Annotated in this window: 21 protein-coding genes and 2 tRNA genes; 13 read left to right on the top strand and 10 right to left on the bottom strand. The window is 67.3% G+C overall.

Going from position 1 to position 19,383, the window contains the following annotated elements:
* Positions 1–70: 70 nt before the first annotated feature.
* The 3 genes from pap to BJP62_RS07600 are packed head-to-tail and all read left to right on the top strand — an operon-like array spanning position 71 to position 3,241.
* A complete protein-coding gene (gene pap, locus BJP62_RS07610; protein WP_070528509.1) occupies positions 71–1,552 on the top strand; it encodes a polyphosphate:AMP phosphotransferase in 1,482 nt (493 codons plus the stop codon).
* A 2-nt stretch (positions 1,553–1,554) separates the two neighbouring features.
* Complete coding sequence (locus tag BJP62_RS07605) at positions 1,555–2,145, top strand: malonic semialdehyde reductase (RefSeq protein WP_070528508.1); 591 nt, start codon at positions 1,555–1,557, stop codon at positions 2,143–2,145.
* A gap of 16 nt (positions 2,146–2,161) precedes the next feature.
* The gene (locus tag BJP62_RS07600) at positions 2,162–3,241 is read left to right on the top strand and encodes a hypothetical protein (RefSeq protein WP_070528506.1); all 1,080 of its coding nucleotides are present in this window, start codon (positions 2,162–2,164) and stop codon (positions 3,239–3,241) included.
* On the opposite strand, the gene BJP62_RS07595 is transcribed toward BJP62_RS07600, so the two are convergent.
* The 4 genes from BJP62_RS07595 to BJP62_RS07580 form a co-directional block, all read right to left on the bottom strand.
* Positions 3,192–4,004 (bottom strand): class II glutamine amidotransferase, encoded by an 813-nt coding sequence (locus BJP62_RS07595; protein WP_070528503.1) that lies wholly within the window; start codon positions 4,002–4,004, stop codon positions 3,192–3,194. The two genes, BJP62_RS07600 and BJP62_RS07595, sit on opposite strands and share 50 nt — an antisense overlap.
* Positions 4,005–4,111: 107 nt before the next feature.
* Positions 4,112–4,906: an enoyl-ACP reductase FabI gene (fabI, locus tag BJP62_RS07590; RefSeq protein WP_070528500.1), complete on the bottom strand. Its 795-nt coding sequence runs from the start codon at positions 4,904–4,906 to the stop codon at positions 4,112–4,114.
* Positions 4,907–5,009: 103 nt separating this feature from the next.
* Complete coding sequence (locus tag BJP62_RS07585) at positions 5,010–6,038, bottom strand: folate-binding protein YgfZ (RefSeq protein WP_070528497.1); 1,029 nt, start codon at positions 6,036–6,038, stop codon at positions 5,010–5,012.
* Between the two features lie 88 nt (positions 6,039–6,126).
* Positions 6,127–7,398 carry an AsmA-like C-terminal region-containing protein gene (locus BJP62_RS07580; protein WP_070528495.1) on the bottom strand — a complete coding sequence of 424 codons (1,272 nt, stop codon included), beginning with the start codon at positions 7,396–7,398 and terminating at the stop codon, positions 6,127–6,129.
* Positions 7,399–7,472: 74 nt separating this feature from the next.
* Between BJP62_RS07580 and BJP62_RS07575 the strand changes: the two genes are divergently transcribed.
* Positions 7,473–7,548, top strand: a tRNA-Asn gene (locus BJP62_RS07575).
* Between the two features lie 41 nt (positions 7,549–7,589).
* Positions 7,590–7,665, top strand: a tRNA-Asn gene (locus BJP62_RS07570).
* Between the two features lie 202 nt (positions 7,666–7,867).
* Here the strand turns inward: BJP62_RS07570 and BJP62_RS07565 are convergent.
* Genes BJP62_RS07565 through tsaE form a run of 4 tightly spaced genes read right to left on the bottom strand, consistent with a single transcriptional unit; the run spans position 7,868 to position 10,930 of the window.
* Positions 7,868–8,668 (bottom strand): MipA/OmpV family protein, encoded by an 801-nt coding sequence (locus tag BJP62_RS07565; protein ID WP_070528492.1) that lies wholly within the window; start codon positions 8,666–8,668, stop codon positions 7,868–7,870.
* A gap of 26 nt (positions 8,669–8,694) precedes the next feature.
* Entirely contained in the window at positions 8,695–9,120 is a 426-nt protein-coding gene (locus tag BJP62_RS07560; RefSeq protein WP_070528488.1) for a M48 family metallopeptidase, read from the bottom strand.
* A gap of 56 nt (positions 9,121–9,176) precedes the next feature.
* Positions 9,177–10,478: an N-acetylmuramoyl-L-alanine amidase gene (locus BJP62_RS07555; RefSeq protein WP_070528485.1), complete on the bottom strand. Its 1,302-nt coding sequence runs from the start codon at positions 10,476–10,478 to the stop codon at positions 9,177–9,179.
* Positions 10,454–10,930 (bottom strand): tRNA (adenosine(37)-N6)-threonylcarbamoyltransferase complex ATPase subunit type 1 TsaE, encoded by a 477-nt coding sequence (gene tsaE / locus BJP62_RS07550; protein WP_070528482.1) that lies wholly within the window; start codon positions 10,928–10,930, stop codon positions 10,454–10,456. The genes BJP62_RS07555 and tsaE overlap by 25 nt, the downstream gene beginning before the upstream one ends.
* Between tsaE and queG the strand changes: the two genes are divergently transcribed.
* The 7 genes from queG to BJP62_RS07515 all read left to right on the top strand — a co-directional run bounded on the left by queG (position 10,925) and on the right by BJP62_RS07515 (position 16,483).
* Positions 10,925–12,013 carry a tRNA epoxyqueuosine(34) reductase QueG gene (gene queG / locus BJP62_RS07545; protein ID WP_236943679.1) on the top strand — a complete coding sequence of 363 codons (1,089 nt, stop codon included), beginning with the start codon at positions 10,925–10,927 and terminating at the stop codon, positions 12,011–12,013. The two genes, tsaE and queG, sit on opposite strands and share 6 nt — an antisense overlap.
* Before the next feature lie 11 nt (positions 12,014–12,024).
* Positions 12,025–12,705, top strand: coding sequence for a 5-oxoprolinase subunit PxpB (gene pxpB / locus BJP62_RS07540; protein WP_236943678.1), 681 nt, complete (start codon positions 12,025–12,027; stop codon positions 12,703–12,705).
* Positions 12,702–13,634, top strand: coding sequence for a biotin-dependent carboxyltransferase family protein (locus BJP62_RS07535; protein WP_070528477.1), 933 nt, complete (start codon positions 12,702–12,704; stop codon positions 13,632–13,634). The genes pxpB and BJP62_RS07535 overlap by 4 nt, the downstream gene beginning before the upstream one ends.
* Positions 13,631–14,350, top strand: coding sequence for a 5-oxoprolinase subunit PxpA (gene pxpA, locus BJP62_RS07530; RefSeq protein ID WP_070528474.1), 720 nt, complete (start codon positions 13,631–13,633; stop codon positions 14,348–14,350). Before BJP62_RS07535 ends, pxpA begins: the two co-directional genes overlap by 4 nt.
* Before the next feature lie 52 nt (positions 14,351–14,402).
* The gene (gene murI, locus BJP62_RS07525; RefSeq protein ID WP_070528472.1) at positions 14,403–15,212 is read left to right on the top strand and encodes a glutamate racemase; all 810 of its coding nucleotides are present in this window, start codon (positions 14,403–14,405) and stop codon (positions 15,210–15,212) included.
* 160 nt (positions 15,213–15,372) lie between these two features.
* Positions 15,373–15,777, top strand: a complete 405-nt coding sequence (locus tag BJP62_RS07520; RefSeq protein ID WP_070528470.1) for a CidA/LrgA family protein — start codon at positions 15,373–15,375, stop codon at positions 15,775–15,777.
* A complete protein-coding gene (locus BJP62_RS07515) occupies positions 15,767–16,483 on the top strand; it encodes an LrgB family protein (RefSeq protein WP_070528469.1) in 717 nt (238 codons plus the stop codon). The genes BJP62_RS07520 and BJP62_RS07515 overlap by 11 nt, the downstream gene beginning before the upstream one ends.
* A gap of 7 nt (positions 16,484–16,490) precedes the next feature.
* On the opposite strand, the gene BJP62_RS07510 is transcribed toward BJP62_RS07515, so the two are convergent.
* Together BJP62_RS07510 and recG are read right to left on the bottom strand one after the other, a co-directional pair.
* Positions 16,491–16,844: a YbaN family protein gene (locus BJP62_RS07510; RefSeq protein ID WP_070528466.1), complete on the bottom strand. Its 354-nt coding sequence runs from the start codon at positions 16,842–16,844 to the stop codon at positions 16,491–16,493.
* Positions 16,845–16,850: 6 nt separating this feature from the next.
* On the bottom strand, positions 16,851–18,917 hold the full coding sequence (gene recG / locus BJP62_RS07505) for an ATP-dependent DNA helicase RecG (protein WP_257785866.1): 2,067 nt from the start codon (positions 18,915–18,917) through the stop codon (positions 16,851–16,853).
* Between the two features lie 86 nt (positions 18,918–19,003).
* On the opposite strand from recG, the gene BJP62_RS07500 reads away from it, so the two are divergent.
* Positions 19,004–19,345: a FlxA-like family protein gene (locus tag BJP62_RS07500; RefSeq protein ID WP_070528460.1), complete on the top strand. Its 342-nt coding sequence runs from the start codon at positions 19,004–19,006 to the stop codon at positions 19,343–19,345.
* The last annotated feature ends 38 nt before the right edge of the window (positions 19,346–19,383 follow it).

The raw sequence follows: 19,383 nt of genomic DNA, 5'->3' as shown, positions 1-19,383 counted from the left end.
TGAAACGGACTTGCCTTGTGGGCGCGCTTCGGACCGATAATGGCGGTTCGATACCCAAGGGGAGCAGCGCATGTTCGAATCGGCAAAACTGGGGCACAAGATCGCCAAGGACGACTATCGCAAGCGCGAGGCCGCACTGCGCGAGGCGCTGCTGGCGGCGCAGTTCAAACTCAAGCAGCTGGGCGAATTTCCGGTCGTGATCCTGCTTTCCGGCGTGCCGACCGGCGGGCGCGGCGAAATGGCCAGCCTGCTCAACGAGTGGATGGACCCGCGCCACATCGAGAGCCACGCCTTCGGCGTGCCGACCGACGAGGAAGCCGACCGGCCGCCGCTGTGGCGCTACTGGCGGGCGCTGCCGGCCAAGGGCAAAACCGCGATCTTCTTCGGCGGCTGGTACCTCGGCCCGGTGTGGGAGGCGCTGCGCGGCGGCCGCAAGGCCGATTTCGAGCGCGAGATCGAGCAGATCACCCGCTTCGAGCGGATGCTGGCCTCCGAGGGCGTGCTGCTGATGAAGTTCTGGCTGCACTTGCCCAAGGCCGACCTGAAGAAGCGGCTCAACCAGCTCGAATCCGATCCGCTGACCGCGTGGCGCGTCGGCGACGACGACCGCTGGTTCCTGAAGAACTATGACGAGATCCTCGGCGCCTGCCAGCAGATGCTGCAGGGCAGCAACCTCGCGTTCGCGCCGTGGCGCGTCGTCGAGGGCGGCGACGCCAACTACCGGTCGATCTCGGTCGGCCAGCAACTGCTCGACGCGCTGACCGCGCGTTTCGACAAGCAGTTCCGGCCCTACGGCGAGGCGGCGCCGCTGCTGCCGTCGGTCGATGGCGTCCGGCTGCTCGACCGGCTCGAGCTGAAGCACGCGCTCGACAAGAAGGACTATGAAAAGCGGCTGGCCGAAGCGCAGGGGCGGCTGAACCAGCTGACCCGCAAGCGCGGCTTCAGGAAGATGGGCGTCGTTGCCGTGTTCGAAGGCATGGACGCCGCCGGCAAGGGCGGCGCGATCCGGCGGATCACCGCCGCGCTCGACGTGCGCCAGTACGGCATCGTGCCGATCGCCGCGCCGACCGACGAGGAGCGCGCCCAGCCCTATCTGTGGCGCTTCTGGCGTCACGTGCCGCCGCACGGCCAGATGCGGATCTTCGACCGTTCGTGGTACGGCCGGGTGCTGGTCGAGCGCGTCGAGGGCTTTGCCAGCCAGTTCGACTGGATGCGCGCGTACAGCGAGATCAACGACTTCGAGGCGCAGCTCGACGCGGCCAACATCGTCGTGGTCAAATTCTGGCTGGCGATCGACAAGGACGAGCAGCTGCGCCGCTTCAAGGAGCGCGAAACGATCGAGTGGAAGCGCTTCAAGATCACCGACGAGGACTGGCGCAACCGCGACCGCTGGGACGACTACATCGTCGCCGCCAGCGACATGATCGACCGCACCAGCTCGGCGATCGCGCCGTGGCATCTGGTCGGCGCCAACAACAAGTATCATGCCCGCGTCGAGATCCTCGAGCGGCTGTGCGACGCGATCGAGGCCCGGCTCAAACGCAAGGAGTGAACATGTTCCAGACCCTGAGCGCCGCCGCGCTCGACCAGTTGTTCCGCGAGGCCCGCACCTTCAGTTATTTCGACGACCGTGCCATCGACGATGCGACGATCCACGCGCTGTACGAACTGACGAAGTTCGGCCCGACCTCGGCGAACAGCTCGCCGGCGCGTTTCGTGTTCGTGCGCTCGCCCGAAGCGAAGGAAAAGCTCAGGCCGGCGCTGTCGGAGGGCAACCGCGACAAGACGATGGCGGCGCCGCTGACGGTGATCGTCGGCCATGACCTGGCGTTCTACGACGCGCTGCCGACGCTGTACCCGCATGCCGACGCCAGGAGCTGGTTCGCCGGCAACGACGCGGCGATCCGGACCACCTGCCTGCGCAACGGCAGCCTGCAGGGCGCCTACCTGATGCTGGCCGCGCGTTCGCTCGGCCTCGACTGCGGGCCGATGTCGGGCTTCGACAACGCGGCCGTCGATGCGGCGTTCTTCGAAGGCAGCAACTGGCGCTCGAACTTCCTGGTCAACATCGGCTACGGCCTGCGCGAAAAGCTGCATCCGCGCAATCCGCGCCTGCCGTTCGAGACCGCATGCCGCATCGTCTGAACCGGTGCATGGCGCGATGACCGACTGGACGATCTGGCAGTCGCTCGACGACTGGCGGTCACGCCGGCGCGAACTCGAGCCGCTGTTCGCCCAGGCCGGCATCGCCCCCGAGCTGGAGTCGCAGGCCAACCGCATCCTCGTCGACCTGAAGCGCCAGCCACCGACGCCGCCGCTGGCATCGGGCGACAAGCAGCGCGACGAGGAGGAGCGGGCGCGCTACAACGCGGCCTTCGTGCGCCATTACGACGAGAGCCTGTTCAAGGCCGAGGCCCTGCTGCGCCTGCCGTGGGTGGCCGAGGCGGCCCCGATCGGCGATGCGGTCGCCGCCGAGGTCACGCGGCTGCGCGCGGCGCTGTTCGCCAATCCGGGTGCAACGCCGTCGTTTGCCGATCTCGAGGCCCTGCTCGGCCACTACCTGCGGCTCGACCATTCGCAGCTGACCATTGCGCCCGAGCTGCTCGCCGAGCGACGACGCCAGCTGGCCGAGATCGCCGGCTGGCCGCTGCTGGTCCAGCACGCGGCCACCCATCCCTTGAGCGACGAGCTGCCGCCGCTGGGTAGCGATGCCTTCCAGGCGCTGTATCAGCAGCAGCTCGAGCTTTACCTGGCGACGCCGTGGCTGCACAGCAAGGTCGTCAGCCAGTGGTACGCGACGCTGGCGCTCGACGCCGCGCTGGTGTGCAAGAAGCGCGAGGCGAGCGACGACGCGTTCATCGCATCGACGTTCACCCGCCGCTGGCCCAGCCTGTCGGCGTGGTTGCCGCGGCTCGAAATGGCCGATCAGCTCTGGTATCTGGCCTTGATCCTGGCGGCGATCGTCGCGCTGTTCAGCGAGCGCTGGCTGATCGCACTGGTGCTGATCGTCTGGCTCAACCTGTCGGTCGGCGCGCACCGGCGCCAGCGCAAACGGATCGATGCGCGGCGCGAGGAGCTGGTTGCGCGGGCGCAGACCCTGAAGAAGGTCCGCGACCGCTTTGCCGCCGGGCTGACCTCACCGGACAAGCTGGCCGTGCAGCTGCGCCAGCTCGATCCGGGCGACGAGACGTTCAGCGCGCTGTTTCATGCGCTGCTGCGTCTGCAACAGCGGAATCGCTAGCGCCGGCCGGTGCGCCGTCGACGAACATCAGCAGCTCGCCGGCGGCCATCCGGGTCCAGGTTTCGTTGTCGGTCAGCGGCTGGGTCGCGATCACCGCAACCCGGTCGTCGGGCGTCGTCACCGACGAGAAGTCGACGCTGACGTCGGCGTCGGCGAGGTGGGCGGTCGAGAACGGCGCGCGCCGGACGATGTAGTGGAGGTCCGTCGCGCAGCGTGCAAACAGCACATCGCCGTTCGAGAGCAGGAAGTTGAAGCTGCCGCGGCCGGCGAGCTCGGCGGCGAGCGGCATCAGCGCCGCGTACAGCTGCTCGCGCGTCGGTGCGGTCTCGAAGCGCTGCGCCAGTGCGTCGAGCAGCCAGCAGAATGCCTGTTCGCTGTCGGTGTCGCCGACCGGCTGGAAGCGGCTGCCCTGCAGCGAGGGCAGGCTGTCGAGATTGCCGTTGTGCGCGAAGATCCAGTACTGCCCCCACAGCTCGCGCCGGAACGGATGGGTATTGGCGAGATTGACGTTGCCCTGCGTCGCCTTGCGGATATGGGCGATGACGTTGCGGCTCTTGATCGGATAGGCGCGGACCAGCTCGGCGATCGGCGAACTGATCGAGGGCAGGTAGTCGAGGAAGAGCCGGCAGCCGCGCTCCTCAAAAAACGCGATCCCCCAGCCGTCGGCATGGTGGTCGGTCAGCCCGCCACGGCGGTGGAAGCCTTCGAACGAAAAAACGATATCGGTCGGCACGTTGCAGTTCATGCCCAGAAGCTGGCACATCGGCGTGCTCCGAATGGTGGTGATGTTTCATTGTGCACCGGCACGGGGCGGTGCTCAAAAGCAAAATGCCCGGCGCAGGCCGGGCATTTTGCAAGGGACGGTGCGGATTACTCCGATTTCTCGCCCAGTGCACCGGCGCCGATGCTGAAGCCGGCGTCGACGTGGAGGATCTCGCCGGTCATGCCCGAGGCCAGCGGCGACAGCAGGAAGGCGGCGACGTTGCCGACTTCTTCCTGGGTGATGTTGCGCTTGAGCGGCGTCGCGTCGGCGGCGGCCTTCAGCAGCTTGCCGAAGTTGGCGATGCCCGACGCGGCCAGCGTCTTGATCGGGCCGGCCGAAATGCCGTTGCAGCGGATGCCCTTGTCGCCACCGACCGCCGCAGCGATGTAGCGGACGTTGGCTTCGAGCGAGGCCTTGGCGAGGCCCATCACGTTGTAGTTCGGGATCGCGCGTTCGGCGCCCAGGTAGGACAGCGTGATCAGGCTGGCGTTCTGGTTCAGCATCGGGCGGGCGGCCTTGGCCAGCGCGGCGAAGCTGTACGAGCTGATGTCGTGGGCGATGCGGAAGTTCTCGCGGGTGACGGCGTCGAGGTAGTCGCCCTTGAGCGCGTCGCGCGGCGCAAAACCGATCGAGTGCACCAGGCCGTCGAGGCCGTCCCACCGCTTGCCGAGATCGGCGAACACCGCGGCAATCTGCTCGTCGCTGGCGACGTCACAGGGCAGCACGAGGTCCGAATCGAAATGCTTGGCCAGGTCGACGACGCGCTGTTTCAGGTCTTCGGACACATAGGTGAACGCCAGCTCGGCGCCTTCGCGCTTGCACGCCTGGGCGATGCCGTAGGCGATCGAGCGGTCGGACAGCAGCCCGGTAATCAGGATTTTTTTGCCGGCGAGAAAGCCCATGCGTGTAGTCCCCTTGGAGATATCGTTCTAAATAGAGTCGCGCGATTATAAACGAAACCGCCCGCGGCTGGCTGCGCGGGCGGTGCAGGCGGATTGCCGGTGATCAGTCGAGCGAGTAGGGCAGATCGAGCCGCGACAGCGCCGGGCCGTCGATGCTGCCCAGGTGCAGGCCGTGCTCGAGCGAGGCGGTCTGCGCCACGGCGAGCACCTCGAAGCCCCCGCGCGGGCTGGGCGCAGCGAGCATCAGTTGCCCGGAGGCCTGGCCGTTCATCTCCGGGCTGAACAGCGGATCGCCGGCCCTGGCCTCGGCGTCGACGTGCATCCGGAACATCCGGCGCTTGAGCTTGCCGAGGTATTGCGTCCGGGCGACGATCTCCTGGCCCGGGTAGCAGCCCTTGGTGAAACTCACGGCGCCGATCAGCTCCATATTGGCCATCTGCGCGACGAAGGCTTCCTGTGTCGCGGCGGTGATCCACGGCGCGCCGGCGCGGATTTCGGTCAGACGCCACACCGGCTCGCCGACCGGGCGTGCGCCGGCGTCGACCAGCGCCTGCCAGACCGAATCCGCCGCAGCGGCCGGGACGACGAGTTCGAAGCGGTCACCGCTCAGGCCGATCACCGTTGTGTGCTCGCCATGGATCACGGCCGTGGCAACCGCCAGCGCGGCCGGTGCGGCGGCGCCGGTGACGGCGGCAACCGTGGCTGCGGCATTCGGCCCGGCCACGCCGAGCAGGATGCGTTCGGCGCTGGCGTCGCCCGGCCTGGTCTTGGTGCGCAGGATGAACATGCCAAGGCGCTTCTGGATCGCCGGCTGCAGCTCGGCGGCAATCTGCAGGTAGTAGTCGTCGCCATCGCGGAACACGAGGAAGCTCGCGAGCATCCGGCCCTTGGGGGTCGAATAGCTCGAGTACTGCGCCGCATCGGCCGCCAGCGTGCGGACGTCGCTCGACAGCTGGCCATTGAGGAAGGCGGCGGTTTCCTCGCCGCTGAAACGGATCAGACCGAACTGACCCAGCGGAGAGACGACGGTCTGCGCGTCCAGCGCCGCCAGTTCGTCGGCGGCGTGGCCGAAATCGGTGATGCGGCCGGCGTCATCGCGCCGGGCGGATGCAAGTGTGTCGCTCCAGGACATGGGGGGCTCCATTGGCGCGGGATGGGAATGATCGTCAGATGGGGGCGGCGGGCGGAAAATCCAGCGCCGCCCCGGCCGGTCCGGGCGATTACGGTGCTTCCGGATCCGGGGTGTCGGTGCTCAGGTTGACCGGCTGCGGCTGCGGCCGGTTGGCGCTGGCGGTCGAGAGTTCGGGCGACTTGAGCACGCCGCCGGCGGTAATCCGGTTGGCAACGTTGATTGTACCGCCGGACAGCCGCGCGACGATCGCGCCATCGAGCTTGCGACCGGGGAGAATGCCCAGCTGACCGCTGGCGCTGAACTTGCCGCCGGCGAGTCTGGCATCGGCGATCCGTACGGTATCGCCGCGCACGACGAGCCGGCCGGTGAAGGTCTCGAAGCGCGTCTGGCCGCCGCGCGCGTACGTGGCCGGCTGGGTCGATTTCAGCGGCGTGACCAGATCGAAGTTGTGCAGCATGCCGTCGGTGACGTTGAATTGCGCGTCGATACCGGCGGTGTCGAAAATCTTGCGGTAGTCGTCGGCCTGGTAGGCGAAATTCGCCTCGCCGGTGAGGCGCCCCGAGACGTGGGTGACTTCGCTGAACACCTTGCTGAACGGTTCGGCCTGGATGCCGTTGGTGCGCAGCGTGCCGGCGAGTTTCCAGCCATCGCGCCAGTCGAGTTGGGCGCGGCCGGTCACGATGCCGCCGTACAGGTCGCCGCGGATATCCTCGATGTCGATGCCGTCGGCGTTCGCCAGCCCCTTCATCAGGAGGCGGTCGAACTGGACCGGGTAGCCGAACGGCAGTGCGTAGCCGCTCGCGGTCAGCGTGACCGCAAACTGCTGGCCCTTGGGCTGGACGTGGAAGTCGAGATGGCCGGCTTCGTCGCCGGCCTGCAGTTCGGCGAGCTGGCCGTCGGCGGCAAAACGCAGCGTGCCGTCGACCGGGCCGACCTTGCCGCTGCCGACCCGGACGGTCGACCGCTTGAGCTCGATCTGGGTCAGCCTCGGCTGATCGGCCTCGGGGCGGAGCTTTTCGGGCAGCTGCATCGCGAAGCGCGGGCTGAACTCGCCGCCTTCGAGGGTGACGCCGCGGATCTCGCGTCCCCAGTGCAGCAGGTTGTGGAGCGAAAGCGGGACGCTGATCCTGGCGATGCTGGCGGTCGCCGGGTCGCTGACGACGACGTCGTGCATCACCAGCGTCGGAGCAGGTGCGTATTCGATACCACTGTGGCCGATCTGGACCGGGCCGTGCAGTCGTTTCTGCAGCCCGTCGACGAGCTTGTTCCGGTAGAGCGAATCGGGAATGGCCAGCGGAAGCAGCCCGATCAGGATGATGATTAAAGCGATAAAAATCAGGATCTTCCGCGTTTTTTGCATGATCTCGTCAGTATTTATTGTTGGAATATGTTGACAACGTTCGAAACCGTTCCTATTATACGCATCTCTTCGGTTCCCCGATAGCTCAGTCGGTAGAGCAACGGACTGTTAATCCGTGTGTCCCTGGTTCGAGCCCAGGTCGGGGAGCCAACCCAATACCGAAGTCCCGGTCGAAGACCGGGATTTTCTTTTCCCTGATAGCTCAGTCGGTAGAGCAACGGACTGTTAATCCGTGTGTCCCTGGTTCGAGCCCAGGTCGGGGAGCCAAATACGAAAACCCCGGTCAGCAATGGCCGGGGTTTTTTGCGTCGAATGCTGCTGCACCCCCGGCAGGCGATCGGGCCGGTGCCGTTCTCGTCCGATGCGGACGGAGCCGGAATGGACGTGAAGTCCACGAGGACGCCCGAAGGGGGCGCCCCATGGGGCGCCGGACGAGGTGCACGAGGCTCGATTGCCCGGTGGGCAGGCGTTACCAGACGTAGCCGATACCGGCGCCGTAGGTCAGCTGGTTGCGGTCGCCGCGCTCGCGCACGAAGGAGCTGTCGGCCGCGTCGCCCATCAGCCGCTGCATGAAGGCGCCGGCGCCGCCCCACCAGTGACCCGATATCTGGCCGATCGCGCCGATCCAGCCGATCACCTGCTGGTTGCCGCCGCCGGCCTGGAACGGCGCCAGGCCCGACGCGGCCGCGTCGGCGTCGGTGACCCCGTAATAGGTATTCACATAGCTCGCGCTGGCCCACGTGGCGCCGATGCCGCTGCCGATGAAGAAGCGTTGCGACAGCGGCACCCACAGCGTTGCGCCGAGATTGAACCGTGCGCCGTCGTAGACCTGGCCGGCATTGGTCAGCACATTGGCGTTGACGCGGAAACGGTAGGGAATGCCGTGCAGATTGTCGTACTCGTAACCGATGAAGCCGCCGAACTCGAGCGTGGTGTCGATGTCGTGCAGCCTGTTGACGACATCGTCGCTGACGTCGCTGCGTCCCAGCTTGAGGTTGACGACCGGCCCCCACTGAAAGCCTGTCAGGCCGCCGAAGTTGTACTGCGCATACGGGCCGTACCATTCGAACAGCCGGCCCGATTCGGTCACGTAGCGGACGCCCGGCACCACGCCGACCGTCGTGTCCTTGCACCCCGAACATTCGGGCGTCACGCCGACGGCCAGACCGGCGAGGTTGGGCAGGTCCATCGACGGCAGGTCGATGGCGTGGGCGCCGGTGGCGGCGAGCAGCAGGGCAAGGCCGGCAAGCGGTCTGCGAATCCGGGACATGGGCGGGCTCTGGTGGTGTGAGGGGGTCAGTTCGGCGTGCGCGATTGCAGGAAGGCGAGGTACTTCGGGTCTTCGTCGTCGAAAATGCTGTCGTCGCCGTGGCCACGGATGCGCTGCAGCGATTCCGCGGCGAGGTCGAGCGCGCCGGTTTCGAACAGGGCTTGGCCAAGGCGCAGGTGGACGAAGGGGTTGCCCATGCCGGCCGGCGTGAACGAGGCCGCGGTCAGCGTCTCGACCGCCCTGGCGAAGTCGCCGGCGGCGAACTGCGTGTCGCCGATCGCGATCAGCAGGCTGGTACCGATCTCCCACTCTTCCTTCGGCGCCGGCACCAGCGCGTAGCCCGCCTTGTATCTGGCAATGGCCTGCGCGTAATCGCCGGCCTCGTACAGCGCGTCGCCGGCGTCGGACAGCGCTTCGATCTCGGCGAACAGTGTGGCGGGAATGGCGGGCATTGCTGGGCTTCCTGAAAGGGCGGTAGGCGATTCTACGACGAAACGCGCCCGGCCTTTCAGGCTTGCGCGAGCTTGGTCCGCGACAGCGGCGGGTTCTTGGCGAAATACGCCTTGATGCCGTTGACGATGCTCTGGGCCATTTTCTGCTGGTAGGCGTCGTCGATCAGCTTCTGCTCTTCGGCCGGATTCGAGATGAACGCCGTCTCGATCAGGATCGACGGGATGTCGGGCGCCTTGAGCACGGCGAAACCGGCCTGCTCGACGCTGTTCTTGTGCAGCCGGTTGATCTGCTTGAGCTGGCCGAGCATGGCGTTGCCGAACTTCATGCTGTCGTTCAGCGTCGCGGTCTGCGTCAGGTCCATCAGCGTCTTGGCGAGGTGGGCGTCCTTGACGTTGGCGATCTTCACCCCGCCGATCAGGTCGGCGTCGTTCTGCGTCTGCGCGAGCCACTTGGCCGCGGTGCTCGACGCGCCGCGGTCGGACAGCACGAACACCGACGAGCCGTTGGCGTCTGGCTTGATGAAGGCATCGGCGTGGATCGACATGAACAGGTCGGCCTGTACCGCGCGGGCCTTCTTGACCCGGACGCCGAGCGGCACGAAGAAGTCGCCGTCGCGCGTCATCACCACGCGCATGTTCGGCTCGGCCTCGAGCAGCGCCTTGACCTTTTTGGCGATCGACAGCACCACGGTCTTTTCATGGTTGCCCTGCGGGCCGATCGCGCCGGGGTCTTCGCCGCCGTGGCCGGGGTCGAGCACCACGGTGACCAGCCGGTCGATCTTCAGGTCCTTGCGGTCGACGGTCCTGGACGGCTGCTCGACCTGTTTGGGCGGGTCGGGCTGCTTGGCCGCCGGCGCCGGCGGCGCGGTCTGGTCGTCGAGGAAGGCGAGCAGCGGATCGTTCTGCACGGCCGGGTACAGGTCGATCACCAGCCGGTGCTGGTATTCGCCGACCGGTGCGAGCGTGAACACCTGCGGCTTGACCTCGCTCTTCAGGTCGAGCACCAGCCGCACCGTGCCGGGTTTGTTGCGCGCGGCGCGCAGTTGCTGGATGTACGGGTCGTCGCCGGCGACCTTGCCGGCCAGCGTCTGCAGCTCGCCGTTCAGGTCGATGCCGTCGAGGTCGACGACGAGGCGCTCGGGGTCTTTCAGCGAGAACTGCTTGAACGTCAGCGGCGCGGTCGATTCGATCGTGATCCGCGTATACGCCTGCGCCGGCCAGACGCGCACGGCGACGACGCGCGAATCGGTCGAGGCGAAGCCTTTCGGGATCACCGACAGCAGCAGGGTGGTGACCGCCGCGCGCAGCACGGTACGGCGGTGGGCATCGGGAATCAGCGGATGAGTCTGGCCAGGCATTGCGTTCCGTTCTTGGTCTTGGCGGTCAGGGTCAGGCGGCGGCCTTCGGCTTCGGGGGCGAGCTGGATCAGCCAGTCCGGTGCCGGGAGCAGCCCTTCGGCCTTGTCGGCCCATTCGATCAGGCAGACGCTGTCACGATTGAAGTAATCGCGGAAGCCGGCGTCTTCCCATTCGGATGGATCGCTAAAGCGATATAAATCAAAGTGATACAAGTATAAGTTCGAAACTGTATAAGGTTCAACCAGCGTATAGGTCGGACTTTTCACCCGGCCTTCGAAACCGAGGCCGCGCAGGATGCCGCGCGTCAGCGTGGTCTTGCCGGCGCCGAGGTCGCCTTCGAGGAAGATCACCAGGCCCGGCACGAGCGCCGCGGCCAGCCGTCCGCCCATCGCGAGCGTCCCGGCCTCGTCGGCGAGGAAGAGCGTGAAGGCGGTATCATCGGTGCTATGCATATGGATCTCGACAAGGGTCTCGACGTACGGGAACTGGCGGCCTCGATCAAGGCGTGGGGGCAGGCGCTCGGTTTCGCCAGGGTGGCGATTACCGGTACCGACCTTTCGCACGCCGAGCCGGGCCTGCAGGCGTGGCTGGATGCCGGTTTTCACGGCGAGATGGATTATATGGCACGGCATGGGCTAAAGCGTGCCCGGCCTGCCGAGCTCGTGCCCGGCACTAAAACCGTTGTCAGCGTCTTCCTGCCCTACCGGCCGCCCGGCGTGTCGTCGAGCGAGGCGGTGCTGGCCGACGGAGAAAAGGCGCACGTCTCGCGCTACGCACTCGGGCGCGACTACCACAAGGTGCTGCGCAACAGGCTGCAGAAGCTGGCCGACCGGATCGGTGCCGAGATCGGTCCGTTCGGGCACCGGGTGTTCGTCGATTCGGCGCCGGTGCTCGAGGTCGAGCTGGCGACGCAGGCGGGGCTGGGCTGGCGCGGCAAGCACACCTTGCTGATCAACCGCGACTACGGCTCGTACTTCTTTCTCGGCGAGCTGTTCACCGACCTGGCGTTGCCGCTCGATCCGCCCGAGGAGAACGAACATTGCGGCCGTTGCACCAAGTGCCTGGTCGCCTGTCCGACGCAGGCCATCGTTGCGCCGTATACCGTCGATGCGCGCCGCTGCATCTCCTACCTGACGATCGAGCTGCACGGCGCGATTCCAGAGGAATTCCGGCCGATGATCGGCAACCGCGTCTACGGCTGCGACGACTGCCAGCTCTGCTGCCCGTGGAACCGCTTTGCCGTCGATACGGCCGAGCCCGATTTCCATGTCCGCCACGGCCTCGACGACGTGACGCTGGTCGAGCTGTTCGCGTGGACCGAGGACGATTTCAGGGAAAAGCTCGCCGGCAGCCCGATCTACCGGATCGGCTATGCGCGCTGGCTGCGCAACCTCGCGGTCGGCCTCGGCAACGCGCCGTCGAGTCCGGCGGTGCTCGCCGCGCTCGCGTCGCGCGCCGATGACGGGAACGCGCTGGTGCGCGAACACGTCGGCTGGGCGCTGTCGCGTCACGCTGCACTGCAAAATGGGCCATGATGGAGGCATCGATGCCGATGCGATCCGCCATGCCCGAGTTGCTACCGTTCGTCCCCGTCACGATCCAGCCCTTTGGCGAAGCCGCGCTGGTCCTCAGTGTCGGCGTCAGCCTGGTGTTGCAACGGCGGCTGTGGGCGGCGTGGCACGCCTTGCGCGAGCGTGAACCGCAGGTCGAATGGGTGCTCGGCATGGGCAATCTGACCGGTTTTTTCGACCCGCTCGCGATTGCGCCGGCGCGGGTCGAAAAGGCGATCGAGCTTGCGTGGCAGGGCAGCGACGGGGCCGAGAGCGAAGCCGGCAAACGTGTCGAGATTCCGGTCGTCTACGGCGGCGAGGCCGGGCCCGATCTGGATGCGGTTGCCGAACACGCGGGCCTGAGCGCCAGCGCGACGATCGAATGCCATGCCGCGGCCGAATACACCGTCTACTGCCTCGGCTTCCTGCCGGGGTTCGCCTACCTCGGCGGTCTGGACCCGCGGCTCGCATGCCCGCGCCGCGCGTCTCCGCGCATTGCGGTGCCGGCCGGCTCGGTCGCGATCGGCGGTGCGCAGACGGCGGTCTACCCGCTCGCGTCGCCGGGCGGCTGGCAGCTGATCGGCCACACCGACGCCGCGCTGTTCGACCCGTACCGTGAAACACCGGGGCTGCTGTCGCCCGGTGACACAGTGGTTTTCGTACCGGTGGCGCGATGACACTGACCGTTCTCAAGCCCGGCCCGCTGACGAGCGTGCAGGATCTCGGCCACGGCGGTTACGCCGCGCTCGGCGTGCCGCATGGCGGTGCGTGCGACGCGCTGTCGTTGCGGCTGGCCAATCTCGTCGCCGGCAACGACGAAGGCGCCGCCGGGCTCGAGATCACGCTCGGCGGGGTGGCGCTGCGCTTCGAGTCGGCAACGACGTTCGCCTGGGCCGGTGCCGCGATGCCGGTGACGCTCGACGGCATCGCGCTGAATCCGGCGCACCGCTACACGGCCGGCGCGGGCGCCGTGTTGCGCTTCGGCTTTGTCGTACGCGGCGCGCGCGCGTATCTGGCCCTGGCCGGCGGCGTGGCGGTCGCGCCGGTGCTCGGCAGCCGCTCGACCGGGCTGATCGCCGGCATGGGCGGCTTTCACGGTCGGGCGCTGCGGCGCGACGACGTCATCGAATGCGGCGACGCCGGGCCGCGGGTGCCCGGGGTGGCCATTGCCCAGGCCGAGCGCGGCGAGCATCTGCGCGTGCTGGCGGGGCCGGACTGGTCGCAGCTCGGCCATGAGCAACAGCGCCAGCTGCTGACGACGCCATGGCAGGTGAGTCCGGCGAGCAACCGGATGGGAATGCGGTTGACCGGCGAGACGCTCGAACTCGATGCGCCGTCGCTCGATTCGCACGCGGTGATGCCCGGTTGCGTGCAACTGCCGCCGTCGGGCGAGCCCATCGTGCTGCTGGCCGATGCACAGACAACCGGCGGCTATCTGCGGCCACTGGTCGTCATCCAGGCCGACCTGTGGCGCGCCGGACAGTTCAAGCCCGGCGACACGCTGCGTTTTGTCGAAGTCGACCATCGCGCGGCGCTGGCCGCGCTGGCGGCGCAACGCGACTGGCTGGCGCGGCTTCGCTACGCGCTGGCCCGGGGAACCGCATGAATCAGCTGGAACTCAACGCCGATCTGGGCGAAGGCTACGAATACGATGCGGCGCTGATGCCGCTGATCGACGCCGCGAACATCGCCTGCGGCGGCCACGCCGGCGACGTCGATTCGATGCGCGACACCGTCGTGCTCGCGCGTGCGCATGGCGTACGCATCGGCGCGCACCCGAGCTATCCCGACCGCGAACACTTCGGCCGCGTCTCGCTGGTGATGCCCGAACCCAAGCTCATCGCCAGCCTGACCGCACAGTTGTGGGCACTCAAGGCCGTCTGCATCGAGGCTGGCGTCTCGGTCGCTTACGTGAAGCCGCACGGTGCGCTGTACAACGATGCGGCGCACGATCCGCCGCTGGCGGCGCTGCTGGCGCAGTCGATCTACGAGATCGACCCGTCGCTGGCGCTGATGGCGCTGGCCGGCAGCGAACTCGCCAAGGCCGGCGAAGCGGTCGGGCTGACGGTGATCCGCGAGGCATTCGCCGACCGCGCCTACCAGGGCGACGGCAGCCTGGTGCCGCGCGGCGAGCCGGGCGCGGTGCTCGACGACGTTGCCGCGATCGCCCAGGTCGAGAGCCTGTGGCGCAAGGGCGGCGTCTACGCGCAAAGCGGTGCCTGGCTGCCGCTGGCCGCCGATTCGGTCTGCATCCACGGCGACAATGCCCACGCGCTGAAATTCGCCCAAACCTTGCGCAAGCGCTTTCCCCGGCGCGTTTGATGCTGTTTTGCCCTTGCAGGCCGGCGTAGAATGCCCGCTTTCGGGGAACAGAATGCAGAACGCTCAACCATCGCACGCCATCGGCGTATTCGATTCCGGTGTCGGCGGCCTGACCGTGGTCCGTGCGCTGATGGACCGGCTGCCGTTCGAGAACATCATCTATTTCGGCGATACCGCGCGCGTGCCCTATGGCGTGAAATCGGTCGCCACCATCGAGCATTTCACCCAGCAGATCGCCGACTTCCTGCGCGAGCAGAACGTCAAGATGCTGATCATCGCCTGCAATACCATGGCCGCCGTCGCCGCCGACAAGGTGCGCGAGGCGTCGCCGGTACCGGTGCTCGACGTGATCGAGGCCGGCGCGTTCGAGGCGGCCCGGCGGACGAAGTCGGGCGGCATCGGCGTGATCGGCACGCCGACGACGATCAATTCCAACGCCTACGCCCGCGCGATCCACGCGCTCGAACCCGGCTACCGCGTCTATTCGCAGGCGTGCCCGCTGTTCGTGCCGCTGGTCGAGGAGGGCTGGATCGACCACCCGGTGACGCGGATGGTCGCGCAGGAATACCTGCGGCCGGTGTTCGTCGAAAGCATCGACACGCTGGTGCTCGGCTGTACCCATTACCCCTTGCTCAAGCCGATGCTGCTCGACGTCACCGGCAGCCGGATGCAGCTGGTCGATTCGGCGCTGGCGATCGCCGATCAGGCCGCCGGACTGCTGGCCGAGCAGGGGCTGGCCAACCCGAGCCGCGGCCGGCCGGACTATCGTTGCTATGTGACCGACGTACCGGTGAAGTTCCAGACCATCGGCGAACGTTTTCTGGGGCGGAGTCTGGGCAAGGTCGAACTCGTCAGCCTCTAGCGCGATGCATAAAACCCCGCTGGCTGCGTTGTGCTCGCTTGCCGTACTTGCTTGTACTGTCTGCGCTTCGCACGCCTTGCCAGCGTGGTTTTATGAATCGCGCTTGCCGCGTCGTCGGTGTGGTCGGGGTGTCAACGGACCGTTCGGGGGAGTTGCATAAGTGCTGTACGGATTCTGCGTGCTGGTGCTGTTCCAACTGATCGGCGAAGCCGGCTCGACCCTGCTGCACCTGCCGCTGCCCGGTCCGGTGCTCGGCATGCTGCTGCTGGCCGCATGGTGCGTCTGGCATCGCGAGGTCGACCCGCGGCTGGCGCAGGTTGCGCAGGGGCTGCTCGGCTATCTGGGGCTGCTGTTCGTACCGGCCGGTGTCGGGCTGATGCTGCTCGGCCCGGTGCTGCGCGATCAGGGCTTGGCGATGCTGCCGGTGCTGCTCGGATCGCTGGTGATCACCATGGCGGCGACGGCGCTGACGATGAAGGCGATGATGAACCGCCATCGCCGCAAACTGCGCAAGCGGGTGCTGGCGCGCCGGCAGAATCATCGGGGGAAGGCCGATGAACTTTGACGCCGCGTTCGCCTCGCTCAAGGCCGCACCGCTGTTGTGGCTGCTGGTCACCGGGCTCGCCTACCTGCTGGCCGAAAAGCTTTACCGCAAGAGCGGCCACAATCCGCTGCTGCACCCGGTGCTGGTCGCGATCGCGCTGATCATCGCCATCCTCGGCGTCGCCCGCGTGCCGTATCCGGATTATTTCAGCGGCGCGCGCTTCTTCCATCTGCTGCTCGGCCCGGCGACCGTCGCGCTCGCGGTGCCGCTGTACGACAACCTGCAGCGCGTGCGCTCGCTGCTCGTGCCGCTGTCGGTGTCGCTCTTCGTCGGCGGCGTCACCGGCATCGTCTCGGCGCTGCTGCTGGGGCGGCTGTTCGGCCTGTCGTGGCCGGTGCAGGTCTCGTTCGCGCCGAAGTCGGTGACCACGCCGATCGCCATGGCGCTGGCCGACAAGCTCGGCGGCTTGGCACCGCTGACGGCCAACCTCGTCATCATCACCGGCATCGTCGGCGCCATCATCGTCGTGCCGCTGATGCGCTGGCTCAAGGTCACCGGCGAAATCGAACAGGGCCTCGCGCTCGGCGTCGCCGCCCACGGCGTCGGCACTGCACGCGGCTTTCAGCTGTCGACGACAACCGGCGCGTTCTCCGGGTTGGCGATGGGGCTGAACGGCGTGCTGACGTCGATTGTGCTGCCGGTCATTCTGGCGTTCTGGCCGCATTGACGCTTGATCACTCCGGCCGCCGCCACAACCAGACCAGCACCACCGCCATCGAAATCCCGGCGAACCATACTGCGTTGCTGCGGATCAGCAGCGCGCTGATCACCAGGCTCGCGGCCATCATGATCGTCGCGAGCCATTTGGCCCGGCGCGGGACGGCGCCGCGGGCTTCCCAGTCTTTGATCAGCGGTCCGAAAACCCGGTGCCGCAGCAGCCAGGCGTGCCAAGCCGGTTCGCCGCGGGCGAAGCAGAACGCGGCGAGCAGGACGAACGGGGTCGTCGGCAACAGCGGCAGCACCACGCCGATTGCACCGAGCGCCAGTGCGATGACGCCGGCGATACGCCAGAAGTTGCGACGGACCATCGGCGTTCAGACCCGCAGCAGCGCTTCGCGCCCCGGCAGCCAGCGGTCGAGGTGCGGAATCGCCAGCTGCGGCTCGGTGGCGAGGATGTTCTCGGCGACCTCGCGCGCTGCATCCAGCAGATCGGCGTCGGCTTCCAGATCGGCGAAGCGCAGCATCGGCACGCCGGACTGGCGCACGCCGGCGAGCTCGCCCGGGCCGCGGATCTGCAGGTCCTGGCGGGCAATCTCGAAGCCGTCGGTGGACTCGTAGATGACCTTGAGCCGCGCCTTGGCGGTATCGCCCAAGGGGCCGGTGTAAAGCAGGATGCACAGGCTGGCGTGCGCGCCCCGGCCGACGCGGCCGCGCAGCTGGTGCAGTTGCGCCAGCCCCATCCGTTCGGCGTGCTCGATCACCATCAGGCTGGCGTTGGGGACGTCGACGCCGACCTCGATCACCGTGGTCGCGACCAGCACCTGGATTTCGTTGCGCTTGAACGCGTCCATCACCGCGGCTTTTTCGGCCGGTTTCATCTTGCCGTGGACGAGGCCGATGGCGATGCCTTCGAGTTCCTCGGTCAGCTGCGCGTGGGTGTCGACGGCGGTCTGCAGCTGCAGCGCTTCGGACTCCTCGATCAGCGGGCAGACCCAGTACACCTGTCGGCCTTCGAGCACCTTGCTGGCGATGCGCTCGATGATCTCGTCGCGGCGCGCGTCCGAGACGAGCTTGGTGACGATGGGCGTGCGCCCCGGCGGCAGTTCGTCGATGACGCTGACGTCGAGATCGGCGTAGAAGCTCATCGCCAGCGTGCGCGGGATCGGCGTCGCCGACATCATCAGCTGGTGCGGGCTGCCGCCTTTCTCGCGCAGCGCCAGCCGCTGGGCGACGCCGAAGCGGTGCTGTTCGTCGACGATGGCGAGGCCGAGGTTCTTGAACTCGACCGTGCCCTGAAAGATCGCATGCGTGCCGACGACCATCTGCGCATTGCCGAGCGCGGCGTCCTCGAGTGCGGCGCGCTTAGGCCGGGCCCTGAGGCTGCCGGTGAGCCAGGCGACCTTGACGCCGAGCGGCTCGAGCCACTGGACGAACTTGGCATAGTGCTGCTCGGCGAGGATTTCGGTCGGTGCGAGCATCGCGACCTGGTAGCCGGCCTCGATCGCGTGGCAGGCCGCGATCGCGGCGACGATGGTCTTGCCGGCGCCGACGTCGCCCTGCAGCAGCCGCTGCATCGGATGGCGCTGGCCGAGGTCTTTTGCGATGTCGAGCAGCACGCGGTTCTGCGCTTTCGTCAGCCCGAACGGCAGGCTGGCGACGAGCTGTGCGGCGAGCCGGCCCGGCGGTGCGATCACCGGCGCGGTGCGTTCGCGCCGCACCGCGCGCGCCATGCGCAGGCTCAGTTGCTGCGCCAGCAGCTCGTCGAACTTGATCCGCCGCCATGTCGGGTGGATGCGCTCGATCAGCTGGACGCGGGCGACGTCGGGCGGCGGGTTGTGCAGGAAGCGCACCGACTCGGCGAAATCGGGAAAACCGAAATCGTGGCGTACCGCGGCGGGCAGTGTGTCGGTGAGCGGCTCGTCCTTCAGCGCCTTGGCGATCAGTCTGGCAAGCTGCGCCTGCGAGAGGTTGGCGGTGGTCGGGTAGATCGGCGTCAGGCTGTCGTTGAGCGAGTCCTTGTCCGACAGCGTCTTGACCTTGGGGTGGACCATTTCGTCGCCCCAGAAGCCGTGGCGGATTTCGCCGTACAGCCGCACCCGCTTGCCGACGGCGAGCTGCTGGGCCTGGTTCGGGTAGAAGTGGATCAGTCGTACCACCAGCGTGCCGCTGGCGTCGCGAACCCGGGCGACGAGCTGTTTCTTCGGCCGGAACGTGGTCTCGCAGCCGGTGACTTCGCCTTCGACCAGCGCAGCGGTGCCGACCGGCGCTTCGGCGATCGGGTAGAGCTGGGTTTCGTCTTCGTAGCGCATCGGCAGGTGCAGCACCAGATCGAAGGCGCGGCTGATGCCGAGCTTCAACAAACGGGTGCGCAGGCCGGGCTGGAGTTGGGCAAGGTCCATCGGGCTAGAACGATTGTTCTGTTGCCTTGGACTGTAGCGGATTTGGCCGGTTTTGGCGAGGCGGGGCCGCGCCGGCTCAAGAATCGCGCCGGATTGCCGATGGCATGATATCCAGCAAGGAGCCTGTCATGTCGACGATCTCGGTCCCGAATCTCGGTACCACTACCCAGCCCGTTGCCGGCGGCGGCAACATCAACGAGCAGATCGAGCGGGTCAAGGAGAAGATTCAGGACACGCAGGACCGGATCAGCCAGCTCGTGCACGACGACTCGCTGGGGCCGAAGGAAAAGCAGGAAATCCAGCAGCTGCTGCAGGCGCAACTGGCGATGCTGCAGGAGCGGCTGCGCCAGCTGATCGAACAGCGCAGCGAGCGCGGCGACAAGCATGCGCCGGCCCGCGCAAGGCAGGAGGCCAACCCGGTGGCCGAAGCGGTGCGGGCGGTGACCGGTTCGGTGGACGTGAAGGTCTGAGCGCTTGCCTCCGTCCTGCGGGCGGATGAAAATCTGTT

It is taken from the genome of Jeongeupia sp. USM3 (assembly GCF_001808185.1).
Classification (GTDB): domain Bacteria; phylum Pseudomonadota; class Gammaproteobacteria; order Burkholderiales; family Chitinibacteraceae; genus Jeongeupia.
The sequence above is the reverse complement of the archived record's forward strand: the minus strand, read 5'-3'. Positions and strand labels throughout refer to the sequence as shown.

What these genes read in the sequence shown, in the direction of transcription:
- BJP62_RS07515 (WP_070528469.1), top strand. Translation starts at nt 15,767, where the DNA reads ATGAACTTTGACGCCGCGTTCGCCTCGCTCAAGGCCGCACCGCTGTTG.
- BJP62_RS07580 (WP_070528495.1), bottom strand. Translation starts at nt 7,398, where the DNA reads ATGCAAAAAACGCGGAAGATCCTGATTTTTATCGCTTTAATCATCATC.
- BJP62_RS07555 (WP_070528485.1), bottom strand. Translation starts at nt 10,478, where the DNA reads ATGCCTGGCCAGACTCATCCGCTGATTCCCGATGCCCACCGCCGTACC.
- BJP62_RS07565 (WP_070528492.1), bottom strand. Translation starts at nt 8,668, where the DNA reads ATGTCCCGGATTCGCAGACCGCTTGCCGGCCTTGCCCTGCTGCTCGCC.
- pxpA (WP_070528474.1), top strand. Translation starts at nt 13,631, where the DNA reads ATGAATCAGCTGGAACTCAACGCCGATCTGGGCGAAGGCTACGAATAC.
- tsaE (WP_070528482.1), bottom strand. Translation starts at nt 10,930, where the DNA reads ATGCATAGCACCGATGATACCGCCTTCACGCTCTTCCTCGCCGACGAG.
- BJP62_RS07510 (WP_070528466.1), bottom strand. Translation starts at nt 16,844, where the DNA reads ATGGTCCGTCGCAACTTCTGGCGTATCGCCGGCGTCATCGCACTGGCG.
- BJP62_RS07605 (WP_070528508.1), top strand. Translation starts at nt 1,555, where the DNA reads ATGTTCCAGACCCTGAGCGCCGCCGCGCTCGACCAGTTGTTCCGCGAG.
- BJP62_RS07560 (WP_070528488.1), bottom strand. Translation starts at nt 9,120, where the DNA reads ATGCCCGCCATTCCCGCCACACTGTTCGCCGAGATCGAAGCGCTGTCC.
- pxpB (WP_236943678.1), top strand. Translation starts at nt 12,025, where the DNA reads ATGCCGATGCGATCCGCCATGCCCGAGTTGCTACCGTTCGTCCCCGTC.
- fabI (WP_070528500.1), bottom strand. Translation starts at nt 4,906, where the DNA reads ATGGGCTTTCTCGCCGGCAAAAAAATCCTGATTACCGGGCTGCTGTCC.
- queG (WP_236943679.1), top strand. Translation starts at nt 10,925, where the DNA reads ATGCATATGGATCTCGACAAGGGTCTCGACGTACGGGAACTGGCGGCC.
- pap (WP_070528509.1), top strand. Translation starts at nt 71, where the DNA reads ATGTTCGAATCGGCAAAACTGGGGCACAAGATCGCCAAGGACGACTAT.
- BJP62_RS07535 (WP_070528477.1), top strand. Translation starts at nt 12,702, where the DNA reads ATGACACTGACCGTTCTCAAGCCCGGCCCGCTGACGAGCGTGCAGGAT.
- BJP62_RS07595 (WP_070528503.1), bottom strand. Translation starts at nt 4,004, where the DNA reads ATGTGCCAGCTTCTGGGCATGAACTGCAACGTGCCGACCGATATCGTT.
- murI (WP_070528472.1), top strand. Translation starts at nt 14,403, where the DNA reads ATGCAGAACGCTCAACCATCGCACGCCATCGGCGTATTCGATTCCGGT.
- BJP62_RS07600 (WP_070528506.1), top strand. Translation starts at nt 2,162, where the DNA reads ATGACCGACTGGACGATCTGGCAGTCGCTCGACGACTGGCGGTCACGC.
- BJP62_RS07585 (WP_070528497.1), bottom strand. Translation starts at nt 6,038, where the DNA reads ATGTCCTGGAGCGACACACTTGCATCCGCCCGGCGCGATGACGCCGGC.
- BJP62_RS07500 (WP_070528460.1), top strand. Translation starts at nt 19,004, where the DNA reads ATGTCGACGATCTCGGTCCCGAATCTCGGTACCACTACCCAGCCCGTT.